The organism is Pseudochrobactrum kiredjianiae, assembly GCF_030362795.1.
GTDB lineage: Bacteria > Pseudomonadota > Alphaproteobacteria > Rhizobiales > Rhizobiaceae > Pseudochrobactrum > Pseudochrobactrum kiredjianiae.
On record NZ_JAUCBM010000001.1, the window covers coordinates 1030781 to 1055481 of the forward strand.

The following is a 24701-nucleotide window of genomic DNA, read 5'->3' on the forward strand; positions in this document are numbered from 1 at the left end:
GGAACCACTCTCGTTTGCAGGGGGCGGGTACAAAACAAGCCATAGGCAGCACATCGTCAGACATGATGCTGCAGCAAATCATGTGGAACATAATACGGAATAAACTGCGCAGATAACGGTTTTTTAAAGAAAATCATCACGTTTATGACTTCAGCGTTGTTAAATATGAAGACATATGGACATTTCAACCTGTCAGATAAGTGTTTTGGCTCTGTGATGACAAGCCGGTTCTTTTCTCCTCCGTATATAAAGCCTATATAGGCAAAACAGGTTGATATTCTACAATTTGCAGATCACGAAACACGGAGCATTTCAATTGTTTGCTATGTTCCGGCAAAGTATAAATGACAGGAAAAATGATGGACGCACAAAGCTCTGCTCAAAAACTCGCCGATCAGGCTCGTTTTCTCGTGGCTGCGGCCAAAAAGGCCGGCGCAGATCATGCAGATGCAGTGGTCGTGCGCAGTCGTTCCAGTAATGTCAGCGTGCGTCTCGGCAAGGTAGAAGCGACAGAAGCATCGGAAAGTGATGACTTCTCCTTACGCGTTTTTGTCGGCAAGCGTATTGCCAGTATCTCGGCGAGCGCCAATAAAGGCGCTGATCCGGTTGCATTGGCAGAACGCGCTGTTGCAATGGCAAAAGTCTCACCGGAAGACGCCTATGAAGGGCTTGCCGATCCGGCAAGGCTGGCAAAAAAGATTGCTGATCTTGATCTGTTCGATCCGACACAGATTGATGCCAAGCGCATGACAGCAGATGCTCTGGCCATGGAAGAGGCTGCGCGTGCGGTTTCCGGTGTCACCAATTCCGGCGGTGCAACTGCCTCAGCGGGGCTGGGCGGTATGGTGCTGGTGACCTCCGGTGGTTTTGAAGGTTTTTACACGCTGAGCCGTTTTGGTCGCTCTGTCAGCGCGATTGCTGGTGAGGGTACGGCAATGGAGCGCGATTATGACATGCGCGTACGCCTGCATTTCGCCGATTTGCCTGAACTGCAAGACCTTGGCCGCACGGCCGGTGAACGGGCTGTGCGCCGTCTCAATGCGCGTAAACTCAAAACCGGCACTGTGAATGTGATGTTTGATCCGCGTATTGCCCGCGGTATGGCCGGTCATATCGCCGGTGCAATCAATGGTGCATCGGTTGCGCGTAAAAGCAGCTTCCTCAAAGATAAAATGGGGCAGCAGGTTCTGAGCAAAGGTATCAGCATCACCGATGATCCGCTGCGTTTGCGCGGCTCTTCTTCCCGCCCGTTTGATGGTGAAGGTATTGCCGGTGAAAAACTGACTATGATTGAAAATGGTGTATTGAAACATTGGTTCTTGTCCGGCTCGACGGCGCGTGAACTGGGAATGGAGACCAATGGTCGTGGTGTGCGTTCCGGCTCAACTGTTGTGCCGTCTTCAACCAACTTGGTACTTGAGGCAGGTGATCGGACACCGGAAGAGCTGATGAAAGAACTCGGCAGCGGTTTTTATGTCACCGAGGTTTTCGGGCAAGGCGTGGATATGATCACCGGACAATATAGCCGCGGTGCATCCGGTTTCTGGATTGAAAACGGTGAGCTGACCTATCCGGTAAGTGAAGTGACTATCGCTTCCAATCTCAAAGATATGTTTATGAATATGACAGCCGCCAATGATCTGGATCGCTCTTATGGCACTGCCGCGCCAACATTGGTAATTGAAGGAATGACGCTTGCCGGAGAGTAAAACCGATAAACTGACTGATACGGCTGACCTGCAACTCATCCGTGAGGCGGCGGCTGAGGCTGGCAAAATTGCCTTGCGCTATTACGGCAAAGATCCTGAAGTCTGGCTGAAAAACGGCCAGTCTCCGGTGAGTGAAGCAGATCTGGCGGTTGACCGTTTTCTGCAAGAGTTTTTGTTACAGGCACGGCCGGATTATGGCTGGATTTCTGAGGAGACAGCGACAGACGAACAGCGCACAGGCCGCAAACGGGCTTTTGTGGTTGACCCGATTGATGGCACCCGTGCTTTTCTCGCCGGCGATAACCAGTGGTGTGTGAGCATTGCTGTGATTGAAGACGCTAAGCCGCGCTGTGGTGTGCTGGACGTGCCGGTACGCAAAGAGGTTCTGACTGCCGTTCGCGGGCAGGGTGCTTTTCAAAACGGCAAGGCGATCAGTGCGCAATTGCCGGATGATGGCAGCAGCTATCCGGTGGCAATGTCCCGATCACATTTTAATGAGCTGCCGGAAGGTTTTCGCAGCAAGGTCGCTTTTGCATCTTATGTGCCGTCTCTGGCCTATCGTATCGCCAAGGTCGGGCGGAGTGAGCTGGCGGGTACATTTGTGCGCGGTGGCGCGCATGACTGGGACTTGGCGGCTGCGGATTTGCTGCTTTCAGAGGCTGGCGGCAAGCTTTTGACCCTTGAAGGTCAGGCACTTAGCTATGGTATCGTGAATGGTCCGGCAATGAGCCAAAAACCATTCAGCCATGATGTGCTGGTTGCGGCTGTTGCAGGTTTCGACAATGAGATGCTGAGCGTTGTGCGGCAGTTATTATCAGGCCATAGCAACGCCTGATTAAGCATCTGCAACTGGCACCTGAAAAATGCGATAAATTAAAGAGTGCGCAGTGATCGCTCAGGTTGAACTTGAACGTAAACCACTCTAAAGAAGGCGCTAACAAGGGCTGTGCCGCGATTGGTGCTGCCTTTTTGGCAACGTAATCTCAGTGACAGGATTAGACCCATGACCGTATCTGGTGAAAACAAACAGCTGCTGCATTTGGTATTCGGCGGTGAATTGAAGACATTGAACTCGATGGAGTTCCGTGATCTGAAAAATCTGGATATCGTCGGCATCTATCCGAATTACGAAACAGCTAAAACAGCTTGGAAATCCAAAGCTCAGGCGACTGTTGATAACGCACATATGCGTTATTTCATCGTTCATATGCACCGCCTGCTGGACCCTGCAAGCGCGATTGCTGAAGCTGTCAATTCTGCTGATAAAGCCTGATAGCGCATTTTGACCGTGGCAGGTGATAATGTGCAGCAAGACGGATTTCTGAAACGCGTTTGGCAGCGTATTCGCGAGCCTTTGGCGCGTTCAGAAATGCTGAAGACGGTACTGGTCAATTTGATTTCAGGCTATCTCCGGCTGGTCTATGCCACCAATAAACGCCTGCCCGGTTTTGATGAAACCATTGCATCGCAAAAAAAACATACCCCTTATATTGTCACTTTCTGGCATGGCCAGCATTTGATGGGCACCTTTGTGCGTGAAAAATCTGTGCCGGTTGTGGCCATGTTTTCACGTAGTGCCGATGCGGAGCTGAATGCGCGTGTGGCGGAAAAACTCGGCCTGCAAACGGTGCGTGGTTCCGGCGGACGCGCAGGCAGTGACAATAGCGGCAAGGGCGGTGCGCGTGCTTTGATCACCCTGAAACGGGCATTGGATCAGGGTATCAGCACCGGCATGATTGCCGATGTGGCACATAGTCCGGTGCGTGAGGCAGGGCAGGGCATTATTTTGCTGGCCAAGCTGTCCGGCCGCCCGATCCTGCCTGTTGCTTACGCTTTTTCCCGTTCAGTTGTTTTGCAGAGAAGCTGGGATAAAACATCTATCCCGTTGCCATTCGGCCGTTCGGCTGCGGTAACAACTGAGCCGGTCTGGGTGCCTGTCGATGCTGACGAGATTCTGCTTGAAGAAAAGCGTCAGGAATTGACCCGCAAACTCGATGCAGCAACAGATGCAGCCTATAAACAATTGGGATTGCAAACACCTCCCGCCCGCTGACAATAGTGCGATGACAATAAATTGTGATAGCGTCCGGCATTCTTTTGTATAATGACGGGGTTATCAGTTATTGGTGTATAAGTTTAAGATAGGCTTGGTGTGCTGAGCATCTTGGTGCAAGATTTCAACAGTTTGCATCCGAGCGCAACAGTTTCGGTATTCCGCGTTTTTCCGGCATTTCAAATTCAGATAAGGCAACAATAGGCTTTTCTGATCGTGCTATCCGGTATGGAGATAAGAATGAGTGAAAAATGGGCCCGCACTGTTCTTAAAATTTATAAGGCTGCCGGTTGTGCGGCCTATCCGCTGATCGGGCCCTATATCAGCTATCGTGTTTCCAAAGGCAAAGAAGACCGCAGCCGCCGTTCCGAGCGCTATGGCCGTAGCCCGATTGCACGTCCTGAAGGACCACTGGTCTGGATGCATGCCGCAAGTGTCGGTGAATTTATTGCTATTCTGCCGCTGGTTGAGCATTTTCTCGGGCAGGATATCCGTATTTTGCTCACCACCGGCACCCGCACCTCGGCGGCACTGGTGGCGGAACGTCTGGGTGACCGCGTTATTCACCAATATGTGCCGCTTGATCTTTTGCCTGCTGTGCGCCGTTTCCTCGATCACTGGCAGCCGGATGTAGCGATTAAGTGTGAATCTGAAATCTGGCCGATGACCATTCTGGAACTCGGAAAACGCCATATTCCGCAAATTCTGATTAACGGGCGCATGTCCGACCGTTCTTATGCGAAGTGGAAAAAGCGCAGCTCGGTTGCTGAAGCTTTGTTTGAAAATTTTGCCCATGTGGTTGCCCAGTCCGATGCGGATGGCGAGCGTTTTCGCCAGCTTGGTGCGCGTCCGGTCACAATTTCCGGCAATCTCAAAGTGGATACAGATGCGCCGCCGGTGGATACACAGGAACTGGCACGCCTGCAGCAACAGATTGGTAAGCGTAAAGTCTGGGCTGCGATTTCCACTCATGATGGTGAAGAAGAAATAGCTGCAAATGTGCATACTATGCTCAGCACGCGCCACCCTGATCTGCTGACAATGATTGTCCCGCGCCATCCGGATCGCGCAAATGCCATTCGTGCAATGATTGAAGCCAAAGGGCTGGTGGTTGCGCAGCGCAGTCGCAATGAAGACATTACCCCGCAAACAGCGGTGTATCTTGGTGATACTATCGGTGAAATGGGCTTATATCTGCGTTTGTCGCAAATTGCTTTTGTCGGCAAATCACTGACCGGTGAGGGTGGCCAAAACCCGTTAGAACCGGCAATGCTTGGCACAGCCGTTCTGTCTGGTCGCAATGTGCAGAATTTCAGAGAATCCTATCAGCGCCTGATTAAAAACGGCGGTGCGAAACTGGTCAGCGATCACAATATGCTGGCCGGTGCCGTGAATTTCCTGTTCAATAATCCGGAAAAACTGGAAGCCATGACCGAAGCCGGTAAGCGTACTGTCGGCGATATGCGCGGTGCATTGGAACGTACACTGACTGCGCTTGAACCATTTATCCGGCCGCTGGCGGTGAAATCACGCCTCTATGCGACTGTCTCTGAGGGTGCATCGGAGACTGATACACCGGAGCAGCCATAATGGCTATCGGCAAATCACAGCGGGATGCTTCATCTTTCTGGTGGGGAAAAGCCGGATGGCAGTCCTGTTTACTGTCACCGCTGGCGAAAATTTATGGTTCCGTTGCTAAAAAACGTATGATGAAGGCCGAACCGCCGCAGGTGAGCCTGCCGGTTTTATGTATCGGTAATTTCACCGTTGGCGGCGCGGGCAAAACACCGACCTGTATTGCTTTTGCGGAAGCTGCGAAAGCGGAAGGCCTGAAACCTGGTATTGTTTCCCGTGGGTATGGCGGTTCTTTCAAGGGCGTGCATTTGGTTGATCCTACACGCGATACAGCAAAGCATACCGGTGATGAACCTTTGCTATTGGCAAGACATGCGATGGTTGCTGTGTGCGCTAACCGTCTGGAAGCCGCGCAACTGCTGCAACAGCTGGGCTGCAACTTCATCATCATGGATGATGGTTTTCAGAGTGCGCGTTTGTTTTATGATTATGCATTGCTGGTTGTCGATGCGGCGCGGGGGGTCGGCAATGGCCGGATTATTCCAGCGGGGCCGTTGCGTGCGCCACTGGCAGCACAAATGCAGCAGGCATCAGCACTTCTGCGTATCACGCCGAACCATTTGAAGGGTGCGGATGCATCGGAAGAGGTGATCCGCATGGCTGCTCGCAGCAATAAGCCGTTTTTTGATGCGCGTCTGGTCTCGGTTGCAGAGCAGCCGGCAGAGGGTAAAAGCTTTCTCGCTTTTGCCGGTATCGGCAATCCGCAGAAGTTTTATGATAGTGTGACAGAGCTTGGCGGGGACGTGGTGATCAGCCGCTCTTTCGGCGATCATTATAGCTATAGACCGGAAGATATCCGTCAGCTTTTGGCAGAGGCGCGTGAGGCCAATCTTATCTTGGCAACAACAGCCAAAGATTATGTGCGCCTGCGTGAAATGCAATCAGCTATCGAGGGTGACTGGCTGCGCCAGATTGCGGTTTTTGATGTGCGACTTGATTTTGGCCGCGAGAAAATTTTGCAGCGCATTATTAAAACAACACGGCAAAACTTTCTCGAACGCAATCTGGAGCTTTAATTAAAGCATTTCCAGCAAAAGTGCGAAGCGGTTTTGCGTTGGATAATGCGTAAAAACAAACAGTTACAGCGGTTCCAACGATTCAGTCTTAACTGGAGCCGCTGTAAAATGCGATGCGGTAAATATTGAGATCGTCAATATTCTCTTCAATCAGCACCCAGTCGCGTGCCGCATAATAGTCATGCTTATCGGCTTCCGCACAGAGATAAATTTCCGGAAAACCTTGTTCACGGGCTTTTTCAATCGCCGCTTTAATCAGCGCGCTGCCGATACCATGGGAGCGCTGTTGTTCATCAACCCACAATGCCGCTACCCATGGGGTATATTGCGGGCGGGCTTCCATGTCGCTGTCGATCAGTGACACAGTGCCGAGAAACTCCGCATTGTCATGGGCGATAAAAGCAACCGGCGTGGTCTCCGCAGTGAGACCTTCCTCGAACAAACCTTTGATAAAGCCCAGTTCATGACCATCCTGCCGCCACCATGCATTCCAGACACGATCAGCTGCATCATCCAGAAATTGCGGGCGGGCTTTAAGGACTGATATTTCGTAAGTTTTTGTCATTTTAACTCAGATTAATTCTTGCTGCGTTGGCGCAGCTCTGGGTTGCTTTCGAGCTCACGCTGATAGGAAACGAGGCCGTTTACATAGGCTTCCTGACGGGCAACGCTCCAGTAACGTAGATCATCCAGCTCGATTTTCTCGGCTGTCACGGCGCAAATCACATAGGAGCCCGGCTCAAGAACCTGATAGTCACCATCGAGGTAACGCAATTTGGCTTCACCGCTGCGATTGCTGGAAAACATAGTCATCACTCTTTCTTGTCTTCAGTGTCTTTTGGTAATCTTTACCTGCGTCCGAACAGACGTTCAATATCACTGAGTTTTAATTCTATATATGTCGGGCGCCCGTGATTACAGGTGCCGGAACCGGGGGTAGCTTCCATCTGGCGCAGCAGGGCGTTCATTTCTTCGCCTTTCATGCGGCGACCGGAGCGAACAGAGCCATGGCAAGCCATCGTTGCAGCCACATGATTGAGCATATCTTTAAGCCCGTTGGCGGTATCATGCTCGGCAATTTCATCCGCAAGATCGCGGATCAGCTGCTGCACATCCATCTCGCCGAGCATAGAGGGCGTTTCACGCACCGCCACAGCGCCGGGGCCAAAACGCTCAACACTCAGGCCAAAGCGCTCCAGCGTTTCCGCATGGGCGACAACACGCTCCGCATCTTCTTCCGGCAGGTCAACAATCTCGGGGATCAGCAGCATTTGCGCGGCCATCGGCTTGGCTTCAAGTGCAGTTTTCAGCGCCTCATAAACCAGTCGCTCATGAGCGGCATGCTGATCCACAATTACCAGACTGTCTTCTGTCTGGGCGACAATATAATTGGCGTGAATCTGTGCCCGTGCAGCACCGAGCGGTGCGCGCAATAATTCTGCGGGCGCTTCAATCTCTGCTGCCCGGCTGTCAGCACTGGGCGCTGTGAATTGTGAAATTGTTGCCTGCATCGCTTCGCCAAAACCGGCCTGTTCATAACGCGGCGCTGGCTGGTTATCGAGATGCAGCGGGCGTTGAGCCGGATGAGCCGTTTGCGGTGACCATTCCTGTCGCGGTGGTTCAGGGCGATAATTGGTGGCAGATTGCCAGTTACGGGCAGGAGATGATGTGTAGGATGAGGGTGAGCGATCCGGTGTTTCAAAACCTTGCGCCTGAAAGGCTTTCAGCATGGCTTCTGCACCACTGGTAGCTGGGCGGATGCCGGATTGTGCCAAGGCATGACGGATCGTTCCGACAATCAGACCACGCACCAGTCCCGGATCGCGAAAGCGCACATCGGCCTTGGCCGGATGCACATTGACATCGACATAAGCCGGATCAAGCTGGAGAAACAACACGCCGACCGGATGGCGGTCACGGGCGATCACATCGGAATAGGCACCGCGCAGCGCACCAAACACCTGTTTGTCACGCACCGGACGACCGTTAATATAGGCAAACTGATGCAGAGAGTTGGCACGGTTGAAGGACGGAATAGCGGTAAAGCCGGTCAGGCGCACACCTTCACGCTCGCTGTCGAGCGCTAAAGCGTTCTCAGAGAAGTCAGCGCCAAGCACCTGCGAAATGCGCTCGAGCATGGCGGCTTCGCTCACCGTTTCTCCGGCATTGCAGGAGGCAGGCAGTTCCAGTGGGCTGCGATCAGTCCCTGCAATAGAAAAACGAACTTGCGGGAAGGAAATCGCAATGCGCTTCACGACTTCCGTAATGGCTGTGGATTCCGCACGGTCGGTTTTCATAAATTTCAAACGGGCAGGGGTCGCATAGAACAGATCGCTGACTTCAACAATCGTCCCGCGATTGATGGCTGTCGGGCGCGGGCCTTCCAGATGACCGCCGCGGACAACCACTTCATAGCCCGAGTCTGCATCTGCAGTACGCGATTTGATGCTGAGGCGTGCAACAGAGCCGATAGACGGCAGTGCTTCACCACGAAAACCGAGCGCACGGATATCATGCACATCATCGGTGAGTTTCGAGGTGCAATGGCGGGAAACAGCCAGAGCCAGTTCATCAGCCGGAATACCGCCGCCATTATCAGTCACACGGATCAGGTTCTTGCCACCACCAGCAGTAACAATTTCAATGCGTGTGGCACCGGCGTCAATCGCATTTTCCACCAGTTCTTTCACCACGCTGGCAGGGCGTTCAATAACCTCACCGGCAGCAATCTGGTTGATAATGGTTTCGCTCAGGAGCCTGATAGACATATGAATGATCCAGTGAGGTGATGATGTTGGCTTGTGTGCGGATTGTCTCCGCACACAATATTAGATTGATCAGCGCTGTTTCTGCTGCTGAACAATGCCGTAAAGATTGGTGCAACGGGTACCGGAACGGCAATAAGCCAGAATTGGAGTTGGTGCATTTTCCACAGCTGCGGCCATCTCATCCAGATTTTCCTGTGTGATCTGACCGCCCGCTACAGGAATGAAATAGGTTTGCAGACCCGCAGCTGTTGCAGCCTGTGCAACGGCATCATAGAGCGGTTGGCCGTCGGATTCATGATCCGGACGGTTGCAGATCAGGGTTTTGAAGCCCTGTGCCACAACTCCGGCAATATCTTCCGGTGCCAGCTGGCCGGTAACAGCAAAATTTTCATCAATCAGACGAATGTCCATAAGTCAGAACCTCTTTGGTGGATTTGTTATTCAGAATATACCATCGTGATGCGCTTACCACCCCGAAAACGTTTATTGCCTGTTGAAACTACCATGCAAGAACGGAAACATCTTCTGACCGGCGATATTATTAAGTGCCGTATAAGCGCTGGTATATGCTTTCAGTAAAAGCATATAGTTATGCTGTGATGGGGATGGAAGGGAAAACCATGGATAAAACCTGTAGCCTTGAGAGAGACGGCGCGGATATACCGCCTGCCACGTCTGAGGTCAGTAATATTATCCGCCGTCAGGGCAGGCTGAAAGCCTCGCACCGGCAGGTCGCGGAAGAGGTGCCGGTGGCTTTTTCCTATGGCGGTACTACCCATGCGGTGATGATGGCCAGCCCGCAGGATATTGAAGATTTTGCTGTTGGGTTCAGCCTCTGTGAGGGCATCATTGCACAGGCCGCAGAAATTGAAGCGATGGCGATTCAGAGTTTTCCTGCCGGTATTGATGTGCAGATACAATTATCCGATCAGCAGCGCGATGCACTGACTGCCCGTCGCAGGCATATGGCGGGGCCAGTTGGTTGCGGCCTATGCGGCATTGAATCAATCACCGAGGCAGTACGGGAGTTTCCGCCGGTTGCGGATAGCGAGTTTACACTGCGCTCTGAGCAGATTGTGCAAGCGGCTGAGCAGATGTGGAATTTGCAGGTCTTGCATCGTGCGACCGGAGCCGTTCATGCGGCCGGTTATTATCAGGCGCGTCAGCGTGATGGCGAAATACTGGCCGTGCGCGAAGATGTCGGGCGGCATAATGCGCTGGACAAGCTCGCAGGTTTTTTGCTGCGCGGCGAGGGCAAAGCTGAAGGCGCTAATCCTGCACGCGGTGCTGTGGTTGTCACCAGTCGCGTCTCATTGGAAATGGTGCAAAAAACTGCGGCTATCCGCTCACCGGTCATCTTGGCGATTTCTGCGCCGACTGCTCTGGCGATCCGCACGGCTGAAGCGCTGAATATTACGCTGGTTGCGCTGGTGCGCGGTGCGGAGTTTGACGTTTATACGCATCCGCACAGGATTGTGGAGTAAAAAGCGGCCTGCGTAAGCAAGCCGCTTTCTTTAATTTTACGCTTCGATTTTGCTGTAAGTATTCAAAATCTGTACGGTTGCATGGGCAGCTTCGCGGCCTTTGACCACAAAATGCGCATGGAAGAAATCATGATGCTCTTTGCTGTCATGATAATGATGCGGGGTCAGTACAACACTTAAGACCGGCACATCAGTATCCATCTGCGACTGCATCAGGCCTTTGATTACGGCATCGGAAACGAAGTCATGGCGATAAATGCCGCCATCGACAACAAAACCTGCTGCAACAACAGCGGCATATTTGCCTGTGCCAGCCAGCGTGCGGGCAAGCAGCGGTGCTTCAAACACACCCGGCACGTCAAAAACTTCAACGGCAATGCCGTTATTAGTCAGTTTAGCCAGTTCTTCAATATAGGATTTGCGTGCTTCATCCACGATATCGGCGTGCCAGCGCGCCTGAATGAATGCAACTTTGAGGGAAGATGGGTTGGTCAAGCTCTGGTTCATAGTTTCATCTCTTGATACTAGAATCAGGGCGCAAATTCACAAATAGACAGATCACACGCGCAATACGTGTGCCGTTTAACCGTGTCTTTGCTCTCTTTCATCCGGACTATACCGTCGGCTCCGGCATCGCACCGGATCTGCTGACTCTGAATAAAAGGCTTATTCAGACGCTCGCGGGCTCAAAGAGTTTCCTCTTCATACCGCCGGTGGGGAATCGCACCCCGCCCCGAGAACAACATCGCGCACTATTGCGCGACGCAACTTTCATACAATCAGTTGTATGAGAAGTCGAGTGGACAATGCGTTTCTGTTTTGCATAGTAATCTTGTCTGACGATCGGGCAAATGATAAGAAGCAGCGTCTAATCAGGAGATTTATGCGCAGCAACTCAGTGTGAATATTTTACCAGCGGCCTTTTTAAAAAAGAGCTGATGGTTGAGTTGCGCCATTTTGTAAGTGGCATCGCGGCGCATATTAAACGTCTCAATGGACAAAAACTATCATGATACAGATACATAATGAAATTCGCCCGATCCGTGATGAGGATACGGAAACTCTGGTCAATATCTGGCTGGAGGCTTCACGCTTCGCCCATGGTTTTCTGGGTGAAGAACGCCTGCAACTCCAATCGGAGCAGGTGCGGGACATTTACCTGAAGCAGGCAGAAAACTGGGTCATTATCCATGACGGGAAACCAGCTGGTTTTATCGGTCTGGTGGGGCAGTTTATTGGCGGGCTTTTTATTGATCCGCACATTCATGGCAAAGGCCTTGGTCGCCAATTGCTGGTTCATGCGCTGGATTTAAAAAAGTCGCTGGAATTAGAAGTCTATGCCCTGAATACACAGGCGCATGGTTTCTATCTGCGGAACGGTTTTGTGGAAATCGCACGTTTTGCTGAGGACGATGAAGGACTGCCTTTTGCCGTCATTCATATGCGCCGTGATGCATAATCAATAAAAAAGGTTTGCCGGAACACTTCCGGCAGACCTTTTGTAAAATCTGCGATATGGGAAATCATCCCATTTTAAACAGGCTATAAATCATTATCGCTTCGCTGCTTATCAGCAGACGTGCTCAATTGCAGAGATGATTATGGCAGGAAGTCCAGCCCGACAACACTGATGGCGATAGCCGTGTTCAGCGTGATAATCATCATAGTATAAAGTATTGCGCTTTTGGTGATCTCAGTCATCTCACACCTCTACGCATCGGCCCCTTATCGATGCTCTGCTGGAGCATGCCGCAGCAAAATAAATTCATTTAGCGTCTGCGAACATGCGACAATATAAAAATCTAAAGCCAGTCTGTTGGGTACAATTTATTGCGACACGCTTTAGGTTCTGTTTACTCACCAAATGTAACAGCGTGTAACCGAGCATGCAACCCGAAAGCGCTGATTAATCGCTCAAAAGACGCCCGTTAGTGTCATCCAACCCTTGTTTTGCGGGTTTTTAAATGGTTTTTCATGTGAGGTGCTTTTATAATTGTCTCATCACAATCCATTGTTTTTTAAGCCGAAATTTACCATGAGTGCACATCTTTTGTTGCCCGTGTTAAGTTTGTGACCGTTAAATCGCACCTCTCAAAAAACTTTGCAGGCACGGTCATTTCTACGTGTAATCCGGTCAGGCTGGGTTATATAATGTTTGAAATATAAGATATCTGGCATTTAGGATTCGTATTGTGAATCGTATTATTCCGCTGGTTTTGGCTGTCGCGCTTTTTATGGAACAGATGGATTCGAATGTGATTTCGACATCTCTGGCTGCCATTGCAAGAGATATCGGTACCAGCCCCATTGCTCTGAAATTGGCTCTTACGTCTTATCTTGTTTCACTGGCCGTGTTTATTCCGGTAAGCGGCTGGATGGCGGATCGGTATGGTGCGCGCAATGTGTTTCGTGCGGCAATCGCCGTTTTCGTTATCGGGTCTGTGGCCTGCGCGGCATCCAACTCTCTGATGAGTTTTGTAGTTGCCCGTTTCCTGCAAGGGGCAGGCGGGGCAATGATGACGCCGGTTGGTCGTCTGGTTTTGCTGCGCTCGACACCGCGTAATCAACTGGTCAACGCTATGGCATGGCTGGCAATCCCGAGCATGGTGGGGCCCTTGGTTGGCCCTCCCGTTGGAGGTTTCATCACGACCTATTTTAGCTGGCACTGGATCTTCCTGATCAATGTGCCGATTGGTCTGGCCGGGATTTGGTTTGCAACCAAATATCTGCCGGTGCTGGATGTGCCAATGCCGCGCAAACTCGATGTAACCGGTTTCATCTTGTCAGGTCTGGCAATGTCCGGCGTGGTGTTCGGCCTCTCTGTCGTCAGTCTTCCGGCACTGCCGCCAGCGATTGGTATTATTACATTGTCTGTCGGTGTGATTTCGACGGTACTTTATATTCGTCATGCAAAACGGGTTGAAAATCCGCTGCTGGATCTATCGCTGTTTAAGAATGATGTATTCCGTATATCTGTTACCGGCGGCAGTCTGTTCCGCTTAGGTATCGGTGCAATGCCGTTTCTGCTGCCGCTGATGTTGCAGCTGGGTTTCGGAATGGATCCGTTTCAATCCGGTATGATTACTTTTGTTTCGGCAATCGGCGCGCTGCTGATGAAATTCGGCGCATCGCGGATATTTGCCCGTTTCGGCTTCCGTACTCTGTTGATGCTCGGATCACTGGCTTCTGCATGTTTTATCATTTTGAACGGCTTCTTCACGCCGCAAACGCCAATGATATTGATCCTGACTGCGCTGCTCTTTGGCGGCTTTTTGCGCTCAATGTTCTTTACCGGTGTGAATGCGCTAGGTTTTGCCGAAATTCCTGATGATAAAACCAGTCAGGCTACACCGATCTCTGCGGTTGCCCAGCAGGTCTCCATCGCGATGGGCGTCGCATTAGCGGGTGTTATTCTGGAGCTGAGCACAATCATTCGTGGCTCCGCATTGCAGATTGAAGATTTCCACATCGCCTTCTTCGTGGTTGGCGGTATTTCTACTCTGGCATTCTTCTCATTCGTCAAGTTGAAACCGGAGGCAGGGCAGGAGCTTTACGAGAAGAAATTCGCGCCAAAGCAGAAGAAAATACAAGAAGTCTCGGATGCATTGTGAAACAAAAAAAGCGCGGCTAAACCGTGCTTTTTTATTGAACTTTGTAGTAATCTCACTCGTCGCTGTCGTCGTCCTTGCGGCCTTTGAAATCACGGGCAAGCAAGTAAAGTTCTACGGATTCCGCACGTGATGCGGGTGGTTTGACGTGATGCACCGAGCGGAAATTTTTCTTCAGCATGGTCAGCAGGTCATTCTCGGTGCCACCCTGAAAGGTCTTGGTGAGAAAATGACCGCCGGGTTTCAGCACGGAAACCGCAAAATGCGCAGCGACTTCACACAAATGCGCGGTGCGCAGATGGTCGGTGCGGCGATGGCCGGTGGTTGGTGCTGCCATGTCTGAAATCACCAAATCCGGTTCGTCACCAAGCGCTGTCATAATCGCATTTGGCGCGTCATCATCCAGAAAGTCCATTTTCAGCAGGGCAACGCCCGGCAACGGATCAACATCGAGATAGTCGATGCCAACGACATGCGGCTGCTCATCATTGGAGCCAACGATTTTCGCTGCAATCTGGCTCCAGCCGCCAGGTGCTGCGCCAAGATCGATGATCTTCTGGCCTTTTTTCAGGATATTATAGCGCTCATTGATCTCGATCAGCTTATAGGCCGCGCGCGAACGATAGCCGTCTGCTTTAGATTGCTGCACATAAGGATCGTTGAGGTGGCGCTCCAGCCAGCGACGCGATGTTTCTTTAATCGTGCCGGCCTTTTTCTTGACGCGCACATGCATGGCGCGTGTGCCTGCGCCGCCACGGCCGCCGGTGGTGTTTCCGAATTTAGATTTACCGGACTTGCTTCCAGAGCCGCTCATATCGACTGTCTGCCTTTTATCTGAGTGTCCCTGCCGGAACCGTTCTTAATATAAGTTTCTTTTGCCTGATGAGGGCGGCGGTGGCGCCATGCGCCATCGCGGGACATCAATTCTGTCAGGATGCCTTCGCGCAAACCGCGATCGGCAACCAGCAATCTCTCACTTGGCCAGATCTGGCGAATAGCATCCAGAATAGCACAACCCGCCAGAACCAGATCGGCACGGTCTGCACCGATGCACGGATTGGCGACGCGGGTTTTAAAATCCCATGACAGCAGCTTGGTTGTCATGTCGGTCACATCCTGCGAACCCATCCACATACCGTCTACACGGCGGCGGTCATAGCGTTCAAGCCCAAGATGAATACCCGCCAGCGTAGTGACGGTGCCGGATGTGCCCAGCAAATGGAAATGCGTGCTTTGTGCCAACTCACCTAATTTATGGCGCTCACTGAAATCATTCAGCATAGCAGCAACATACGCAACCATTTCCGCATAATTTTCCGGTGTCACATCACGGCCGCCGAATTTCTCTGCCAGTGTCACAACACCCACCGGCAAGGAGGTCCATGCGGTAATATGTTCTGCAAGGCGTGAGGAACGACGGCAAGTCACGTCAATGAGGGCGATTTCCGAAGAGCCGCCACCAATATCGAACAGTACAAGCGCATCGGTTTCGCGGTTGACGAGGGTGCCGCAACCGGAAACTGCCAGACTGGCTTCGGTTTGCCGGTCGACAATTTCAAGCTCCAGACCTGCTTCTTCGCGCACGCGCTGCAAAAACTCAGGGCCATTGCTAGCCGAGCGGCAGGCTTCAGTTGCGATCAAACGTCTGCGACGGATATTCTTGCTTTCCAGCTTATCGCGGCAGACTTTCAACGCTTCAATCGCGCGATTCATCGCCGGTTCACTGAGGCGGCCACTGGTGCCGAACCCTTCGCCAAGTCGCACAATACGCGAGAAGGAATCAACGACACGGAACTGGCCGGGTCTGCTCGGCGTGGCAATCAGCAAGCGACAATTATTGGTGCCGAGATCAAGCGCCGCATAAAGTGGTGGCTCATACGCGCGCGGCTGTGCAGCCTGCGGAGCGCGGTGGTCGCCTGCATTATGATGATTGTGATCGGCTTTGGCTGGCGCTGACCGGTGGTTATGTCTGTGAGTTGTCTGAGCCGCATGTCCGTGTTTAGCGGGCTGCGGCTGGATCGCAGGCTGTGCAGCTGTTGCCGTAACAGCACCCTGAACAGTGGCTGGATTGTCCTGTGTTTTTTTGCGGCGCGAGCGTCTGCGACGGTTAGAGAGTTTCTTTCCGTTTTTTTGGCCGTTCTTCTGACCGCTTTTATTTTCGCCTTTTGGGGTACCGTTACCGGAATTATGATCTGCGCGCGCAGACCTTTGGCCTGTAGCTGTATCGCTGCCAGCAAGATTCCGCTCAGCAGAAGGAGGTGTCCCTTGTGCACCGGGCAAAACGCCTTCCGCACCACTATTTTTTCCGGCTTTACGCCGGCGGGCACGTTTGCGTTGTTTTTTATCGAAGCGTCCCGATTCATCTGCCACGGGCTTTGGTGACAATGAGCCGACAGAAGAACGGTTTTGCCGTTGCCCTGTTTTTGGCGGTTCAGGAGAAGCTTGTTTACTTTCCTTGCCGCCAGACGCCCCGTTGATTGACACCCTTTGGGTGTGCAGATCAGGGTTCATCAAATTTTTGTCCTTTTGGCACCGCGCGAACCCCGAAGGGACGCAGGCATGGTGCAGACTATTTCACGTTGCCCTTAATGTAACAGTCCTTTGTCAATTTACCAAGGGGCGCAAATTACGAAGAGAACGTAGAAAATTGTGATTTGTGAAAAAATATATTGAAAACAGTGCAAAGAGGGTTTGCATTTGTGAAAATATCAATTATATGACCACCACGACGCCGCAAGCGTCACCGCTTCGCTCTCTCAGGGCAGCGTTGCTGGGGAATAGTTTAATGGTAGAACGACGGACTCTGACTCCGTTAGTCTTGGTTCGAATCCAGGTTCCCCAGCCAATCTTTCTTTCATCAGTATAAAATCATCTCAAAAAGAACATCTGGTCGGTTTGCTGGCACTCAGCATGTTGATTTGCATGCTTCATCTATGTTGCATGAGTGATTCTGTGCACGCGAATAAGTTTCTGAAAACTCTGATCGCATATAGAATCAGTTTTATTTTCCTGTTTCTGCGACGCAAAAGAAAAAAGCTCCGAATGACCGGAGCTTTTTCGCAGATAAAAATATCAATTTATTTATTTTAACAATTCTCTGGTGCGTTTCAGCGCTGCCGCAAAGCCGTCAAGTGGCACATTGAGTTTGATCTGATTTCCATCCACAGCCTGAGCGAGTACGGACAGGTTTTGACCTTTGCCTAATGCATCGGCTTTGGCGGAATCAAAATTGACGGGCACAATACAACCGGCTGGAAGGCAAGTTGTAAAACCGATCGGTTTATCAGCAGGCAGTTCATCAATTTGCAGGGCGGCACCAGACGCAAGGTTCAGGCCAAACGGCAGGACAAATGCCCCTGTTGCGGCGTTTTTATCTGACGGGCTAATTTCGATGGCTAATGCACGTTGACGCTTATCATCCACCTGTTGCTGTGACATGGAGCAGAGAACTTTTTGGGCTTCTCCCTGTTTTTGAGCAAGGCAGGATACTGTCCAGTTGCCATAGGTTTCTGTGAGAGATGAAGCGCCGCCTGGCAGGCCGGCAGCTGACCATGCAGCAGTGGCGCTGCCAAGTGTGAGCGCCATACTGATTGTGGCAACAGCACGGAGTATTGGCTGTCTTGATTTGTGCATTCAAAGGCTCTCCCTAATTAAGCATTTTCTGTATGATATACATGTTTGAACAAGAACTACAAAATAGTCAGTTTTACGTGATAACACACTGACAATTATATCGTGTTCTGTATTGGAGGATATAAATTCATCCGGTGTTTTCATTCCATGGCGGCCGGTGTTCTGTAATATATCGTGCGGGATATGCTTGTGCATAGTTGTGCATGCTTGCAACGGGTTAAACAAGCCGCTAAATCAGATTCTGATGGGCTGAACTCCGGCCATTTCCTATCCCCTTTATGAATTGCAGAACATTTGTTATTCCTGCATTTCGCGGGAGCGGGGATGGCTGTGCAGACAGAATGAAATCCCATCCGGTTGGGGAGCCTTGGGAGGGGTTTATGAAAAGAAGACATTTATTGGCATTAACTGCAGCAGCTGCTTTATCCGTTGCATTGCCGAAAATCAGTTTTGCTGCTGAAACCATCAAAATCGCGGACGTGATTGAATTGTCAGGCGCAGGCGCGACCGTTGGCACCAATTGGCGTGATGGTCTGAAGCTGGCGGTTGAGGAAATCAACGCTGCCGGTGGTATTCTCGGTCAGCAGGTTGAAGTGACTGATTATGACACGCAGACCGATGCTACGACCTCACGCGCGATGGTGCAGAAGGCAATTGATGACGATGCCTATGTCATCATGGGGCCGATTTATTCCGGTTCGGTTAAAGTTAATATGATGGTTGCGATGCAAAATGGTGTGCCGCAGCTGACCGGTGCCGAAGCGCCATTTATTACCGGTCTTGGGAATCCTTATATATTCCGCACATCTTTCGGTGCGCAGCAATCTATGCCGAAACTGATCAAATACCTGACCAGCGAACTGAGTGCCAAAACCGTGGCTGTCGCATGGGTCAATAATGATTTTGGCAAAGGCGGACGCGATGCTTTTGTTGCCGAGCTGGAACAGCATGGCATTAAACTGGTTGGTGATGTTTCCAGTGAGGTTGGTCAGGCAGATTTTGCTGCTGATGTGGTCAAGCTGAAAGACAGCAATGCTGATGTGATATTCGCCTATCTGCATGAAGAAGAAAGCGCACGTCTGCTGAAAGAAATGCAGAAACAGGGCGTTAAGCAGGCAATCTTTGGTGAAACCACGCTGATGAACCAGAAGGTCATTGATCTGGCCGGTGAAGCGGTGAATGGCGTGCGTGGCCATGTTGGTCTGACCGCCGATGCACCTGTGCAAGCTGTACAGGATTTCGCCAAAAAGTTTGAAGCGAAATACGGTTACAAGCCGGATCACAATGCGATCAAAGCCTATATGGGCGCTTATGTGGTGAAATATGTGACCACCAAAAACGGCAAAGTTGACCGTCAGGCTTTTGCCGATACGCTCCACGGACTGACCATTACACCGGCCGATGAGCCGGGCATTCTGATGGAAACCACATGGGATGATAAAGGTGAAGTCAACCGCGAGAGCTTTCTTGTGGAAGTGAAAGACGGCAAACAGTCTGTCGTTTCCACGCTGCCTAAGCTTTAAGCTGATAGTGCATTCCGGCGGGGATTACCGCCGGATTATGCCCGCAAAACGGACTTTTCCTGATGGCTACTTTCTTTCAGTTGCTGGTGTCGGGGCTGGCAACAGGCTCGATCTATGCCCTTGTGGCAATCGGCTTTACTTTGCTCTGGCAGGCCTCGCAGACGATAAACTTTGCGCAGGGCGAATTTGTCATGCTGCCAGCATTTTTTGTGCTGGCTGGTACGCAAATTTTAGGTCTAAGCTTTCCGGTCGCTATTCTACTGGCGCTGGTTCTGACCCTGCTGTTTCTGGGCTATGGCTTTAAACGGATTATTATTGATCCGTTGCTGCCGCATGGTGTGCTGCCGATTGTTATTGCGACAATCGCGCTCGGCATTTTGCTGAAAGAAGGCGTCAAGCAATTCTATACAGCGGAAGCCATGCCGTTTCCGGCACTGTTTACCGATCGTATCCTGAATATTTTTGGTGCTGCCATTTCGGTGCAGGATATCGCAGTTCTGGTGATTTCGCTTGGCACTGTGGCATTGCTGCAATTCTTTCTTAACGGCACCAAAACCGGACGCTGTATGCAGGCGACGGCGCAGAATCCGCAAGTGGCAGAAATTCTTGGCGTGCCGGTCAAGCGCATGATCCTTTATACATTTCTGATTAATGGCGCGCTGGCTCTGCTGGCATCCATTCTGATTTCACCGGTTTATCTGGCGAAGTTCTCCAATGGTGAAACGCTGGGGCTGATCGCCTTTATCGCGGCGATTGTCGGGGGCTTTAACCAGATTCGCGGAGCGCTGGCCGGTGGGCTGCTGATTGGTGTTATCGACAATCTTTCAGCGGCCTATATTTCCGCATCTTACCGCTCGGCAGTACCGCTGATCCTGTTGATTGTTATTATTCTGGTGCGTCCGCAGGGGCTGCTCGGTAAGGCGGAGGGACGTACAATATGAGCCTTCGCAAAATATCTCTTTTGCTCGCCGGTCTGGCGCTGCTGATTGCTTTACCGTTTTCGCAGAGCAATTACGGACTGCTGGTGCTGTCGTCATGGCTAATCTATTCCATCGCTGCGATGGGTCTTAATCTGACACTTGGTTATGCGGGGCAAATTTCGCTGGCACAGGCCGGTTTTATGGCGCTTGGTGCCTATACGGTGGCACTGATGACCATGGCGGGTATTGCATGGCCATTCGCATTGATTGTGGCAATGCTGCTGTGCTTTGTACTGGGGCTGTTACTTGGTTATCCGGCTTTGCGGGTGCAGCATCATTTTCTGGCTTTTGTGACGCTGGCTTTCAACGCGCTGGTTATTCTTGTGCTACGCAATGAAGAATGGCTGACAGGTGGTACCTATGGTCTGACAGGCGTTCCGCGTCCGGAAGTCTTTGGTCTTAAAACCATGATGGCCACGCCGTTCTATTATTTCGTACTGGCTTTGTTTGTTGTGATGGCACTGGTACTTTATGGCATTATCCGCTCACCATGGGGGCGGGCATTTAAAGGTCTGCGGGAGAACCCGATCCGCGCCAATAGCCTTGGTGTTGATATCCGCAAAATGACCTTGCTGGCCTTTGCAATTGGTGCTGCCTATGGCGGTTTGGCCGGCGGGTTGATTGCACAACTCACGCAATATATCGAGCCGCATTCTTTTGGTCTGCCGATCTCGCTTAAAATCCTGCTGATGGTGATTGTCGGCGGCGCTGGCTTCTTCTTCGGGCCGGTATTGGGCGCTTTCCTGATCGTGCTGGCACCGGAATTCCTGCGCTTTACCGAGGGGTATTATCTGATGCTCTATGCGGTGCTGGTGATTGTGCTGATGGTGTTTTGCCCGGCCGGATTGCTTGGGCTGGCGGATCGCGCAAAAAATGCGCTGAAACAGCGACGCAATCCGCAGGCAACCGCGTGGACAGCAAAAGCTGCACTCGACAATAACGGGGAGAAAAACCAATGAACCCCGTATTGTCCGTGCGCAATGTCAGTAAAAACTTCGGCGGGCTGACAGCCGTTGATGATGTGTCCTTCGATGTGCATGAAGGGGAGATTTTAGGACTGATCGGCCCTAATGGCAGCGGCAAATCCACATTGTTTAACTGCATACTCGGGCAGTTGCCTGCCACAAGCGGCACTGTGCTGGTGGATGGTCAGGATGTGGCGGGAAAACGCCCGTGCGATCTGAACAAGCTCGGTGTTGGCCGTACCTTCCAGATGTTGCAGGTGTTTCCGGATATGAGTGTGCTGGATAATATTATTCTGGCCGGTCAGGAGCATAAAGGCTCGATGCTCTCGCGTTTGTTTAGTCGCTCCGATGCGGGGCTGATGGACGAGGCGAAGACGATGATTGAGTTTTTCCGCCTTTCACACCAGACGCATGAGAAGGCAGGGTCATTGTCCTACGGGCAGCAGAAGCTGCTTGATGCGGCTATGGCCTTTATGGCGGGACCGAAACTGGTAATGCTGGATGAACCGGCAGGCGGCGTGAACCTCACCATGCTGGCCGATCTCAAAGAGCGGCTTAAGGCATTTAACCGCGAGCGTGGCGCCACTTTTGTGGTGATTGAGCATAATATGGAATTTGTTATGTCGCTTTGCACGCGCATTATTGTGTTGGCAAACGGGCGTATTATTGCCGAAGGCGATCCGGAGACTGTGCGTAACAATCCGGACGTCATTGAAGCCTATCTGGGAGGCTGAGCATGCTGGAACTGAAACAGGTCTTTGGCGGCTATGGCAAAATGACCATTCTCAACGGTACGTCTTTCCGTATTGAAAAAGGCACGATCACAACAGTGATCGGCCCTAACGGTGCGGGTAAGTCTACGGTTTTTAAAGCGATTTTCGGCTTGCTGAATATCCGCTCAGGGCAGGTTTTGCTCAATGGCAAAGACGTGACAGGGCAGGCACCTGCGAAAATGCTGGCACATGGCGTGAGCTATGTACCACAGGGGCGCAATTTGTTTCCGATGCTGTCGGTGAAGCACAATCTGGAAATTGGTGGTATTTCCGCGCCGGATCAGAGCAGGGTTGCAAAGCGGATTGATGAGGTGATGGAACAATTCCCGATGCTTAAAGAGAAGGCCAACCAGCAGGCGATTACGCTCTCCGGTGGTCAGCAGAAGCAGCTGGAGATTGCCCGCGCTTTGCTGCTTGATCCGAAGCTGATCCTGATTGATGAACCGTCCATTGGCTTGTCCCCGCAAATGGTGAGTGAGACGTTCCGAACACTGATACACTTGCGCGATGAAGGTGTGACTATTCTGATGATTGAGCAGAATGCTAAGGCAGCATTGGCAATGTCTGATGACGGACTGGTGCTGGAGCAGGGGCAAACGCGGATGCACGACAAGGCAGATGCATTGCTTGCTGACCCGCGTGTCGGGCAGTTGTTTCTTGGTGCCAGCCTCGAAGAGGCGTGAAACAATAATGGCTCGCAGAGGCGTGAAACAGAAAAAGGCTCGCAGAGGCGTAAACAAAGCCCCGCATGAGCATTCATGCGGGGCTATTTTTGTTTCATATTACATTCAGGCTGATTTCAGCAGATCGCCATGCGGGTCGATGACGAATTTCTTCGCTGCGCCCTGATCAAAGCTTTCATAGCCTTTTGGAGCATCGTCCAGCGAGATCAGCTGAGCATTGACAATTTCCGCAATGTTCAGCCGGTCGTGGAGAATAGCCTGCATCAGCTGGCGGTTATATTTCAGTACAGGTGTCTGGCCGGTGTGGAAACTCTGTGCTTTTGCCCAACCGAGACCAAAACGCAAAGACAGGCTGCCGACTTTCGCTGCCTTGTCCACGGCACCCGGATCTTCGGTTACATAAAGCCCCGGAATGCCGATATTTCCCGCTGCGCGGGTAATCTCCATCATCTGATTGAGGACGATTGCCGGTTGCTCGCCGCCTGCATGGCCGCGTGCTTCAAAGCCCACGGCATCAATGGCACTGTCGACTTCATTGCTGCCGGTAATATCGGCAATCAGATCACCAAGACGGTCAGAAGCAGAGAGATCGACCGGCTCAAAACCGACTTTCTTGGCATGTGCCAGACGTTCTTTGTTAAAGTCACCGATCATCACCACGGCTGCACCGAGAATACGGGCAGAAGCTGCAGCTGCCAGACCAACAGGGCCTGCACCAGCCACATAAACGATCGAGCCAACGCCGACACCGGCTTTAACTGCGCCGTGGAAGCCGGTTGGCAGAATGTCGGACAGCATGGTCAGATCACGGATTTTGGCCAGCGCGCGGTCACGATCCGGAATTTTCAGCAGGTTAAAATCTGCATAAGGAATGGTGACATATTTGGCCTGACCACCGATCCAGCCGCCCATATCCACATAGCCATAGGCACCACCCGCGCGCGACGGATTAACGGTGAGGCACACGCCGGTATCCTGTGCGCGGCAGGTGCGGCAGCGGCCGCAGGCCACGTTGAACGGAACGGAGACGATATCGCCCACTTCCAGCATCTCAACATCCGAGCCTTTTTCAATCACTTCGCCGGTGATTTCATGGCCGAGAACCAGCCCTGCTTCTGCGCTGGTGCGGCCGCGCACCATATGCTGATCGGAGCCGCAAATATTGGTGGTAATGACTTTGAGGATGACCGCATGTTCGATCTTGCGCCCTGACGGGTCGGCAAAAACCGGATCTGCGATATTCTGTACTTCAACCTGTCCCGGACCCGTATAAACGACACCACGGTTACTGCGCATGGATTTTCCTCCCAGATAAATCACCAGATGAATAAATATGTGAATGCTGTGCTGAAGATGAAGGCAATGCTATGCAAAGCATATGCCAAGTTTGTCGAGATGTCGTTCTGGACGCGACATCTGTTGTGGTGAATGGGCAGGCTGATGATTTGAAGTCAAGCCAGCACGCGTTCATGATGAAACACGCGACTATCCTGTGGTGCCTGTATGCGGTCATTCAATCCGTAATCGCGGATGACGCTCGCCACACGCAACCGGTAATCGGCGAAAACACCACTGCGCCCTGCCGCCTGTGCTGAGCGATGCATGAAAAGCGTACGCCAGTTTTTCACAGCCTCTTCATCACGGAAAAAGGAGAGAGACAGGATTTTGTCCGGATCACTCAGGCTCTGAAAACGCTCAACGGATATAAAGCCGTCAATTTTATGCAGTTCTGCTTTCAGATCAGCGGCAATGTCCAGATAGGTGTTTTTCTGCCCGCGAGCGGGAAGAACTTCAAAGATAACGGCGATCATGGGGAGGCTCCTTATTCTGTTTCAGAGCAGGAGATAGTCTATTGTGATGCGGCAATGTTT

The 24701-nt window shown here is 51.7% G+C and carries 24 protein-coding genes, 1 tRNA gene and 1 riboswitch; of the genes, 15 read left to right on the forward strand and 10 right to left on the reverse strand.

From position 1 onward, the window contains the following. Window positions 1-359 precede the first annotated feature (359 nt). From QUF18_RS04495 to lpxK, 6 genes are all read left to right on the forward strand, one after another. On the forward strand, window positions 360-1709 hold the full coding sequence (locus tag QUF18_RS04495; RefSeq protein WP_289386144.1) for a TldD/PmbA family protein: 1350 nt from the start codon (window positions 360-362) through the stop codon (window positions 1707-1709). Next, a complete protein-coding gene (locus QUF18_RS04500) occupies window positions 1696-2544 on the forward strand; it encodes a 3'(2'),5'-bisphosphate nucleotidase CysQ (protein ID WP_289385605.1) in 849 nt (282 codons plus the stop codon). The genes QUF18_RS04495 and QUF18_RS04500 overlap by 14 nt, the downstream gene beginning before the upstream one ends. A gap of 168 nt (window positions 2545-2712) precedes the next feature. Next, window positions 2713-2982: a DUF4170 domain-containing protein gene (locus QUF18_RS04505; protein WP_289385608.1), complete on the forward strand. Its 270-nt coding sequence runs from the start codon at window positions 2713-2715 to the stop codon at window positions 2980-2982. 9 nt (window positions 2983-2991) lie between these two features. Next, the gene (locus QUF18_RS04510; RefSeq protein WP_374806428.1) at window positions 2992-3762 is read left to right on the forward strand and encodes a lysophospholipid acyltransferase family protein; all 771 of its coding nucleotides are present in this window, start codon (window positions 2992-2994) and stop codon (window positions 3760-3762) included. A gap of 240 nt (window positions 3763-4002) precedes the next feature. Next, entirely contained in the window at window positions 4003-5352 is a 1350-nt protein-coding gene (gene waaA, locus QUF18_RS04515; RefSeq protein ID WP_289385612.1) for a lipid IV(A) 3-deoxy-D-manno-octulosonic acid transferase, read from the forward strand. Further along, the gene (lpxK, locus tag QUF18_RS04520; protein ID WP_289385614.1) at window positions 5352-6413 is read left to right on the forward strand and encodes a tetraacyldisaccharide 4'-kinase; all 1062 of its coding nucleotides are present in this window, start codon (window positions 5352-5354) and stop codon (window positions 6411-6413) included. Before waaA ends, lpxK begins: the two co-directional genes overlap by 1 nt. Before the next feature lie 88 nt (window positions 6414-6501). On the opposite strand, the gene QUF18_RS04525 is transcribed toward lpxK, so the two are convergent. The 4 genes from QUF18_RS04525 to QUF18_RS04540 all read right to left on the reverse strand — a co-directional run bounded on the left by QUF18_RS04525 (window position 6502) and on the right by QUF18_RS04540 (window position 9592). Continuing rightward, complete coding sequence (locus tag QUF18_RS04525) at window positions 6502-6978, reverse strand: GNAT family N-acetyltransferase (protein ID WP_289385616.1); 477 nt, start codon at window positions 6976-6978, stop codon at window positions 6502-6504. An 11-nt stretch (window positions 6979-6989) separates the two neighbouring features. Further along, window positions 6990-7226 carry a DUF2093 domain-containing protein gene (locus QUF18_RS04530; RefSeq protein ID WP_122004971.1) on the reverse strand — a complete coding sequence of 79 codons (237 nt, stop codon included), beginning with the start codon at window positions 7224-7226 and terminating at the stop codon, window positions 6990-6992. Window positions 7227-7261: 35 nt separating this feature from the next. Next, window positions 7262-9181, reverse strand: a complete 1920-nt coding sequence (gene mutL / locus QUF18_RS04535) for a DNA mismatch repair endonuclease MutL (RefSeq protein ID WP_289385622.1) — start codon at window positions 9179-9181, stop codon at window positions 7262-7264. Window positions 9182-9250: 69 nt separating this feature from the next. After that, on the reverse strand, window positions 9251-9592 hold the full coding sequence (locus QUF18_RS04540; protein WP_289385623.1) for a protein tyrosine phosphatase family protein: 342 nt from the start codon (window positions 9590-9592) through the stop codon (window positions 9251-9253). 209 nt (window positions 9593-9801) lie between these two features. On the opposite strand from QUF18_RS04540, the gene fdhD reads away from it, so the two are divergent. Next, the gene (gene fdhD / locus QUF18_RS04545; RefSeq protein WP_289385626.1) at window positions 9802-10665 is read left to right on the forward strand and encodes a formate dehydrogenase accessory sulfurtransferase FdhD; all 864 of its coding nucleotides are present in this window, start codon (window positions 9802-9804) and stop codon (window positions 10663-10665) included. Between the two features lie 36 nt (window positions 10666-10701). Here the strand turns inward: fdhD and QUF18_RS04550 are convergent, their stop codons facing one another. Next, complete coding sequence (locus tag QUF18_RS04550; protein WP_289385627.1) at window positions 10702-11172, reverse strand: 6,7-dimethyl-8-ribityllumazine synthase; 471 nt, start codon at window positions 11170-11172, stop codon at window positions 10702-10704. A gap of 85 nt (window positions 11173-11257) precedes the next feature. Continuing rightward, window positions 11258-11410: riboswitch (FMN riboswitch) on the reverse strand. Window positions 11411-11674: 264 nt separating this feature from the next. Here QUF18_RS04550 and QUF18_RS04555 point away from each other — a divergent pair. Both QUF18_RS04555 and QUF18_RS04560 read left to right on the forward strand, forming a co-directional pair. Continuing rightward, the gene (locus tag QUF18_RS04555) at window positions 11675-12124 is read left to right on the forward strand and encodes a GNAT family N-acetyltransferase (RefSeq protein ID WP_289385629.1); all 450 of its coding nucleotides are present in this window, start codon (window positions 11675-11677) and stop codon (window positions 12122-12124) included. A gap of 733 nt (window positions 12125-12857) precedes the next feature. Next, window positions 12858-14276 (forward strand): DHA2 family efflux MFS transporter permease subunit, encoded by a 1419-nt coding sequence (locus QUF18_RS04560; protein WP_289385631.1) that lies wholly within the window; start codon window positions 12858-12860, stop codon window positions 14274-14276. Between the two features lie 52 nt (window positions 14277-14328). Here QUF18_RS04560 and QUF18_RS04565 read toward each other — a convergent pair whose 3' ends face one another. Further along, a complete protein-coding gene (locus QUF18_RS04565) occupies window positions 14329-15087 on the reverse strand; it encodes an RlmE family RNA methyltransferase (RefSeq protein WP_289385633.1) in 759 nt (252 codons plus the stop codon). Beyond that, complete coding sequence (locus tag QUF18_RS04570) at window positions 15084-16784, reverse strand: Ppx/GppA phosphatase family protein (RefSeq protein WP_289385635.1); 1701 nt, start codon at window positions 16782-16784, stop codon at window positions 15084-15086. Before QUF18_RS04570 ends, QUF18_RS04565 begins: the two co-directional genes overlap by 4 nt. A gap of 260 nt (window positions 16785-17044) precedes the next feature. Between QUF18_RS04570 and QUF18_RS04575 the strand changes: the two genes are divergently transcribed. Beyond that, window positions 17045-17118, forward strand: a tRNA-Gln gene (locus tag QUF18_RS04575). Window positions 17119-17354: 236 nt separating this feature from the next. On the opposite strand, the gene QUF18_RS04580 is transcribed toward QUF18_RS04575, so the two are convergent. Continuing rightward, the gene (locus tag QUF18_RS04580; protein ID WP_289385637.1) at window positions 17355-17906 is read right to left on the reverse strand and encodes an invasion associated locus B family protein; all 552 of its coding nucleotides are present in this window, start codon (window positions 17904-17906) and stop codon (window positions 17355-17357) included. A gap of 380 nt (window positions 17907-18286) precedes the next feature. Here QUF18_RS04580 and QUF18_RS04585 point away from each other — a divergent pair, with 380 nt between their 5' ends. From QUF18_RS04585 to QUF18_RS04605, 5 genes are all read left to right on the forward strand, one after another. After that, entirely contained in the window at window positions 18287-19429 is a 1143-nt protein-coding gene (locus QUF18_RS04585; protein ID WP_289385639.1) for an ABC transporter substrate-binding protein, read from the forward strand. A 62-nt stretch (window positions 19430-19491) separates the two neighbouring features. Then, on the forward strand, window positions 19492-20370 hold the full coding sequence (locus QUF18_RS04590; RefSeq protein WP_289385641.1) for a branched-chain amino acid ABC transporter permease: 879 nt from the start codon (window positions 19492-19494) through the stop codon (window positions 20368-20370). Then, complete coding sequence (locus QUF18_RS04595) at window positions 20367-21368, forward strand: branched-chain amino acid ABC transporter permease (protein WP_289385643.1); 1002 nt, start codon at window positions 20367-20369, stop codon at window positions 21366-21368. Before QUF18_RS04590 ends, QUF18_RS04595 begins: the two co-directional genes overlap by 4 nt. Further along, window positions 21365-22108 (forward strand): ABC transporter ATP-binding protein, encoded by a 744-nt coding sequence (locus tag QUF18_RS04600; protein ID WP_289385645.1) that lies wholly within the window; start codon window positions 21365-21367, stop codon window positions 22106-22108. Before QUF18_RS04595 ends, QUF18_RS04600 begins: the two co-directional genes overlap by 4 nt. Window positions 22109-22110: 2 nt before the next feature. Then, the gene (locus tag QUF18_RS04605; RefSeq protein WP_289385647.1) at window positions 22111-22830 is read left to right on the forward strand and encodes an ABC transporter ATP-binding protein; all 720 of its coding nucleotides are present in this window, start codon (window positions 22111-22113) and stop codon (window positions 22828-22830) included. Between the two features lie 105 nt (window positions 22831-22935). On the opposite strand, the gene fdhA is transcribed toward QUF18_RS04605, so the two are convergent. Together fdhA and QUF18_RS04615 are read right to left on the reverse strand one after the other, a co-directional pair. Beyond that, window positions 22936-24126, reverse strand: coding sequence for a formaldehyde dehydrogenase, glutathione-independent (gene fdhA / locus QUF18_RS04610; protein ID WP_289385649.1), 1191 nt, complete (start codon window positions 24124-24126; stop codon window positions 22936-22938). Window positions 24127-24281: 155 nt separating this feature from the next. Continuing rightward, window positions 24282-24641: an antibiotic biosynthesis monooxygenase family protein gene (locus QUF18_RS04615; protein ID WP_289385650.1), complete on the reverse strand. Its 360-nt coding sequence runs from the start codon at window positions 24639-24641 to the stop codon at window positions 24282-24284. Between the last annotated feature and the right edge of the window lie 60 nt (window positions 24642-24701).

Bases quoted from the DNA above. Each gene is read 5' to 3' on its own strand.
- QUF18_RS04570 (WP_289385635.1), bottom strand. From the start codon at position 16,784: ATGAACCCTGATCTGCACACCCAAAGGGTGTCAATCAACGGGGCGTCT.
- QUF18_RS04550 (WP_289385627.1), bottom strand. From the start codon at position 11,172: ATGAACCAGAGCTTGACCAACCCATCTTCCCTCAAAGTTGCATTCATT.
- QUF18_RS04525 (WP_289385616.1), bottom strand. From the start codon at position 6,978: ATGACAAAAACTTACGAAATATCAGTCCTTAAAGCCCGCCCGCAATTT.
- QUF18_RS04540 (WP_289385623.1), bottom strand. From the start codon at position 9,592: ATGGACATTCGTCTGATTGATGAAAATTTTGCTGTTACCGGCCAGCTG.
- QUF18_RS04605 (WP_289385647.1), top strand. From the start codon at position 22,111: ATGCTGGAACTGAAACAGGTCTTTGGCGGCTATGGCAAAATGACCATT.
- QUF18_RS04600 (WP_289385645.1), top strand. From the start codon at position 21,365: ATGAACCCCGTATTGTCCGTGCGCAATGTCAGTAAAAACTTCGGCGGG.
- QUF18_RS04585 (WP_289385639.1), top strand. From the start codon at position 18,287: ATGAAAAGAAGACATTTATTGGCATTAACTGCAGCAGCTGCTTTATCC.
- fdhD (WP_289385626.1), top strand. From the start codon at position 9,802: ATGGATAAAACCTGTAGCCTTGAGAGAGACGGCGCGGATATACCGCCT.
- lpxK (WP_289385614.1), top strand. From the start codon at position 5,352: ATGGCTATCGGCAAATCACAGCGGGATGCTTCATCTTTCTGGTGGGGA.
- mutL (WP_289385622.1), bottom strand. From the start codon at position 9,181: ATGTCTATCAGGCTCCTGAGCGAAACCATTATCAACCAGATTGCTGCC.
- QUF18_RS04505 (WP_289385608.1), top strand. From the start codon at position 2,713: ATGACCGTATCTGGTGAAAACAAACAGCTGCTGCATTTGGTATTCGGC.
- waaA (WP_289385612.1), top strand. From the start codon at position 4,003: ATGAGTGAAAAATGGGCCCGCACTGTTCTTAAAATTTATAAGGCTGCC.
- QUF18_RS04565 (WP_289385633.1), bottom strand. From the start codon at position 15,087: ATGAGCGGCTCTGGAAGCAAGTCCGGTAAATCTAAATTCGGAAACACC.
- QUF18_RS04590 (WP_289385641.1), top strand. From the start codon at position 19,492: ATGGCTACTTTCTTTCAGTTGCTGGTGTCGGGGCTGGCAACAGGCTCG.
- fdhA (WP_289385649.1), bottom strand. From the start codon at position 24,126: ATGCGCAGTAACCGTGGTGTCGTTTATACGGGTCCGGGACAGGTTGAA.
- QUF18_RS04555 (WP_289385629.1), top strand. From the start codon at position 11,675: ATGATACAGATACATAATGAAATTCGCCCGATCCGTGATGAGGATACG.
- QUF18_RS04530 (WP_122004971.1), bottom strand. From the start codon at position 7,226: ATGACTATGTTTTCCAGCAATCGCAGCGGTGAAGCCAAATTGCGTTAC.
- QUF18_RS04615 (WP_289385650.1), bottom strand. From the start codon at position 24,641: ATGATCGCCGTTATCTTTGAAGTTCTTCCCGCTCGCGGGCAGAAAAAC.
- QUF18_RS04595 (WP_289385643.1), top strand. From the start codon at position 20,367: ATGAGCCTTCGCAAAATATCTCTTTTGCTCGCCGGTCTGGCGCTGCTG.
- QUF18_RS04495 (WP_289386144.1), top strand. From the start codon at position 360: ATGGACGCACAAAGCTCTGCTCAAAAACTCGCCGATCAGGCTCGTTTT.
- QUF18_RS04580 (WP_289385637.1), bottom strand. From the start codon at position 17,906: ATGCACAAATCAAGACAGCCAATACTCCGTGCTGTTGCCACAATCAGT.